The organism is Anaerostipes amylophilus (assembly GCF_025567365.1).
GTDB classification, from domain to species: Bacteria; Bacillota; Clostridia; order Lachnospirales; family Lachnospiraceae; genus Anaerostipes; species Anaerostipes amylophilus.
Genome location: NZ_JAOQJG010000015.1, coordinates 1 through 4,837, shown reverse-complemented (window position 1 = coordinate 4,837; position 4,837 = coordinate 1). Strand labels below are relative to the sequence as shown.

Genomic DNA, 4,837 nt, shown 5'->3' with positions numbered 1-4,837 from the left:
CGTTCGTTGATTTTTTCTAAAATCATCTGAAAAATTCATTAGAATTTTCAAGGTTGTCTTATTGTTCAGTTGTCAAAGATCTTTTTTGATCCGCTTCTTGTGTGTAAGAAGCTTTATCATTTTATCACAGTTCTTTTTGTTTGTCAAGAACTTTTTTGATTTATTTTGTTGTTCTGAACTCTTTCGTTCTGCAACAACTTTTATATCATATCATTTCTGATCTTGTCTGTCAAGAACTTTTTAATGATATTTATTTTACATTGTTCTGATCGTTCTCCGTCAGTAACTTCTAAATAATATCATTTTACATTCTTCTTGTCAAGAACTTTTTTATCTATGATATGTCACATTTCGTCGTATTTTAGCGACGTTGATTATATTATCATAGCCATATATCATATGTCAAGCAATTTTTTCACAAATATTCTTTTGTCTTTTTCATTACATCTTGTAACGTCTTTATATCCCTTATAATATTTCCTGTTTCTAGTGAATGATCTGCATTTTCATACATATATATTGGTACATTCTGCTTCCTCGAAAGCTTCTCTACACTTGCTGTATTACTCCATGGATCAGATGTTCCAAGAAATGCGATTGCATCCGGATGTTCAAATTTATATGTTTGCTCCAATGGTGTGTATAAAATTTGCTTACATTTTATCTTATATTTCTGTGCATATGAAGATGATATAACAGTTCCTACGCTTTTTGAAATAAATACTACTTCTGCATATTTTGAAAAATCAATAAGTTCTAATTGTTTTTCGACTTGTTGGTATAAAATATCACATGCTTCCTGCATCTTTTTCTCATTTCCACGGATATTTTTTCCTGTATATGAATATTTTAATGAAACAATTTCTTCATAACCATGTTCTTTTGCTAGCTTTTTTGCATAGTATAAAAGCGGTTTATCACAATGATACCCAATCCCTGGAAATATGATTACTAGTTTTTCTTTCATTTATTTTCTCCTAATATATTTTTGTATATGCAAAATTCTCCATCTGTTATATTTTCAGACGGAGAATTTCATTAACTTTCTATTATGTTATTATAGAGCAATTATGTATTCTAGTAAATCGTTTTTCTAATTTCCTGAACATCCATGTTTATCTTCACCACACTGATGTCCTCCACAAGAATGTTCATGTGCATGATGAGAGCATTGTACATTTGGATTAAAATCAAGTTTTCCTTCCAGATAAGCATTCACAGCTTCATCTGCATCTCCTGAAACGCCTCCATATAATTTAATTTCTGCCTCTGCTAATGCACTTTGGGCTCCGCCGCCGATTCCTCCACAGATCAGTACATCTACTTCTCCCTGTGATAAGAAACCAGATAATGCTCCATGTCCCTGTCCATTCGTATCAACAATCTGTGTAGATGCAATCTTTCCATCTTCAATATCATAAAGTTTAAACTGGCTTGTGTGTCCAAAATGCTGATAAATCTTTCCATCTTCGTATGTTACTGCAATTCTCATTTTATTACCTTCCTTTTTTAAAATTTCTGATCTGACGACGGAATTTACTGCTCTGTTACAGTGTTTCTTACAAAAAGGTGATGTCATGCCATCGCAAAACTGATAATTACCTCCTGTGATCAGAAGTTGCTTCCCATTCACAACGCTATCTGCCATCTTATATCTGGCACTTTTATAAATCTCTGCTACGGTTGTTCTGGAAATATTCATCTGTTTTGCACATTCATGTTGTGTGTATTCTTCAAGATCGATCAGACGTATTGTTTCGTACTCGTCTAATGTCATAATGACTTCTTCTCCTGTCAAAACTCCATCTGGAAAAAAGCTGTCATAAGCTGGCTCCATACATATTCTTCTACATCTTGTTGGTCTTGTCATAATATCTTCTCCTTATTGTATTTTTATTTCCGTCATATGTCGATAATCGCATTATAGCATTCAAAAATTTATAATTCAAGTTAGTATGAAATTTAATAGTAAGGCAAAAAGAATATCATAAATAAAATGGCCATTCCTGCCATTGCAAGATACATTCCTCGATATCCAAGAGGTGAAACTAAAAATCCTAAAAAGAATGGTCCCACTCCTGTTCCAATATCCAAGAAAATATAGAAAGTTGAATTTGCATAGCTGAATCATTCCAACAAAAAATGATAAAAAAGCTGGAAGCATCGTGATTTTAGCTCCTCTTTGATCAAACAATCTTCCTGTAAATGGTCTTGTGATCAAAATTGCTATCGAATATACAATGAAGAAAAACGCTGCTGCTGTCTTGGTGTTAAAAATGAGATGATACTAGAATAGCAAAAATAAATTCCTGCACATACTGCACTGATTCCCAAAGCTTTTGCTTCAAGCAAACTCCAGACGCCTGTCTATTTCTTAGCTTTTTGTTCTTGCCTGTTCCATAATTGTATTTTAACGGAAAATCTTTCGGAGTTTTTACGGTATCTTTCGACGTTCCTTTTCTAAGCTTTTCTCATATTATGCTTTGAACAGTTTTGATGCTTCATCGCCATTTGTTGCCATTCCGCCATATTCCATTCCATAAAGTCCAGCAAAACGTTTCATTGTATATTCTCCGGCTTCTAACATCCATTGTTCTGGGGTTGCTCCTTGGAACAAGAAATATAAAGTTCTTCCTGACAGTCCTTCCTGTTCGACTTTTCCATAAAAGCGGTCTAATACATTTCTTACTGAACCGCAGATATTATGCCAATACAATGGGGATCCTACTACGATCACATCTGCCGCTTTCATTTTATCAATTACTTCATCTAACTGATCATCTTGGAAATTTTGTCCATAACTTCCAATTCTATAATCTGTCAGATTTAATGTTTCATATGCTTTTTCCTTCAGCATCTTTTCTGCTAAAGCTTTTGTGTTTCCATTCTTATTTGGACTTCCGTTGATAAATAAAATATTCATGTTTTTCCTCCATTTATGTATGATTTTGTTTTATTTCTGGTCATCGACTGGTGGCACCATCTGTACATATTTCTTTAATAATTCAAGAGTGCTTGTATAATATCTTGCATTCTTATCTAATTTCCAAATATAATAACCCACCAAAACAAACAAAATCATCATCGATATATAGTCCAGCATATAAAATCTTAGTGTTTCTGTAGGATCAAAAAATACAAAATGGCTTTTTAGAGTCATATATAAACCTATTTTTCGTTTGATAAAAGCAAAAATTCCATATATAGCAATTCCATATGTCAAGGTTCTTACAACCAACCATATCGAATTCTTCCATTTTTCTATTTTATTCTTTATCATATTTATAAACATGTTCCAATGGAACCCCAGATGTAATGCCATCATCACAAATCCCCAATATGCACAGATCATATGTACATTTTCCATAAGAACTGCAACTCCCATAATTCTTATACTTTTAAAAACATATCTTGACAGAATAATTCCGCTGATCATCGATCCTAACATAAATAGAAATAGAAAAATTACTAATATTATTTACCATATACGTAAAAATGAATATTTCCCTTTATTTATATTTCTTGTCCACTTTTGATTCATCATATGGTGACAAATAAATAAGAAAAACATGATCATTCCTATCCATTCATGGGCTTCTTTGCCCACCATCTGATAAGGCATCAATAACATAAGTGCTATAAACATCAGACAATCTCTTTTTGATGTTCATACAAAAAAGCGAGACCTATTATGAAGTCTCGCTTTGTTATTGAGTTTAAACCTTTTGGTTATATCTCTTATCTGGATTTTTATTTATTTTTTATTTCTAATCGTTCTTCTTTGCAGAATATCGGATCAAACAACTGGACACCAAATCTCGTTGTGAATAGCTCGCATTTGCATAAGAATAAATAATATGGATTAATTCCTTCCTCAAACATAGATTCAAAATTACCCATTCCTTTCGCTATGATCACATCTGCACTATCCAGATATTTTCTTGCTTCCTTGCTTAATTGCTCCTTGACGGTTCCTGTGATTGCAGCTCCATTGCTGATCACAGAAACAATCTTTCTTCTGCGTCTTCTATCGTTGCATCATTGATTGCCAGTCCGCCTCTTACCATAACTATGATTTCAAGATTTTTATAACGTTTCTTTAATTCTTCGATAAAAATCTTATCAAGAACGATTTCTCCGCAATTATCTGTGATATACAAAAGAGTTTTCGCATCTTTTAATTCTTCCTCCAGATATTTTACTTCTTGTTTTGATATATTCAGATCGTTGACCTTATTTAATAAATTTTCTAACATCTGATCATCAATATTTCCTGTTACACCAAAATCTATGTAATTCCCAACGCATACATATTTAATATAATCTTCTATGTTCTTTGTTTCCTTTAAGCGTTCTCTAATCTCATCTTCTCTTTCCAACATATATTGATTATATTTATGTTTCAATGCCTTATAATCTGTTTCTTCTTCATAATATTCATTATAAATGTCCTGAATTCGCTTATCTAACATTGGTGTTGATTCTTTATCCCCGTATTTATATAAGATTCCGGTAACTTTCTGAATAAATGCTTTTTTCTTTTTTTCATCCGAATATTTTTGGATCTTTTGCTCTTTTTTTGAAAGATTACATGCGATACATCTTGAATTTGCAATCGTCGTTTCTCTCCTTTTTTGATCACAGTTTATTTCTGCTTTCATTATATCATGCAAGAATTTATGATTCTAGTTACAATCGTTGCTTGATATCTTTAAATTCTTTGTTATAAACGAAAAAAAACATCCTTATCTATATCTATAAGAATGTTCGAATTTCATTATTAAATCTATATATAAAGGATATACCTTCAAAACAACATACAAGAACTATTCACATC

7 protein-coding genes are annotated in these 4,837 nt (G+C 32.0%); all 7 read right to left on the bottom strand.

What is annotated here, in order from left to right; translation table 11 throughout:
• Positions 1–415 precede the first annotated feature (415 nt).
• The 7 genes from OCV53_RS12165 to OCV53_RS12135 all read right to left on the bottom strand — a co-directional run bounded on the left by OCV53_RS12165 (position 416) and on the right by OCV53_RS12135 (position 4,661).
• Positions 416–967: an alpha/beta family hydrolase gene (locus OCV53_RS12165; RefSeq protein WP_055198557.1), complete on the bottom strand. Its 552-nt coding sequence runs from the start codon at positions 965–967 to the stop codon at positions 416–418.
• A gap of 126 nt (positions 968–1,093) precedes the next feature.
• Entirely contained in the window at positions 1,094–1,870 is a 777-nt protein-coding gene (locus OCV53_RS12160; RefSeq protein ID WP_055198556.1) for a DUF134 domain-containing protein, read from the bottom strand.
• A gap of 356 nt (positions 1,871–2,226) precedes the next feature.
• Positions 2,227–2,352 carry a hypothetical protein gene (locus OCV53_RS12155; RefSeq protein ID WP_262568810.1) on the bottom strand — a complete coding sequence of 42 codons (126 nt, stop codon included), beginning with the start codon at positions 2,350–2,352 and terminating at the stop codon, positions 2,227–2,229.
• Between the two features lie 124 nt (positions 2,353–2,476).
• Positions 2,477–2,923: a flavodoxin family protein gene (locus OCV53_RS12150; protein WP_055198553.1), complete on the bottom strand. Its 447-nt coding sequence runs from the start codon at positions 2,921–2,923 to the stop codon at positions 2,477–2,479.
• A gap of 30 nt (positions 2,924–2,953) precedes the next feature.
• Complete coding sequence (locus tag OCV53_RS12145; RefSeq protein ID WP_262568811.1) at positions 2,954–3,466, bottom strand: DUF4405 domain-containing protein; 513 nt, start codon at positions 3,464–3,466, stop codon at positions 2,954–2,956.
• Between the two features lie 284 nt (positions 3,467–3,750).
• The gene (locus OCV53_RS12140; RefSeq protein WP_262568809.1) at positions 3,751–4,002 is read right to left on the bottom strand and encodes an ARMT1-like domain-containing protein; all 252 of its coding nucleotides are present in this window, start codon (positions 4,000–4,002) and stop codon (positions 3,751–3,753) included.
• A complete protein-coding gene (locus OCV53_RS12135; protein WP_262568808.1) occupies positions 3,999–4,661 on the bottom strand; it encodes an ARMT1-like domain-containing protein in 663 nt (220 codons plus the stop codon). The genes OCV53_RS12140 and OCV53_RS12135 overlap by 4 nt, the downstream gene beginning before the upstream one ends.
• Between the last annotated feature and the right edge of the window lie 176 nt (positions 4,662–4,837).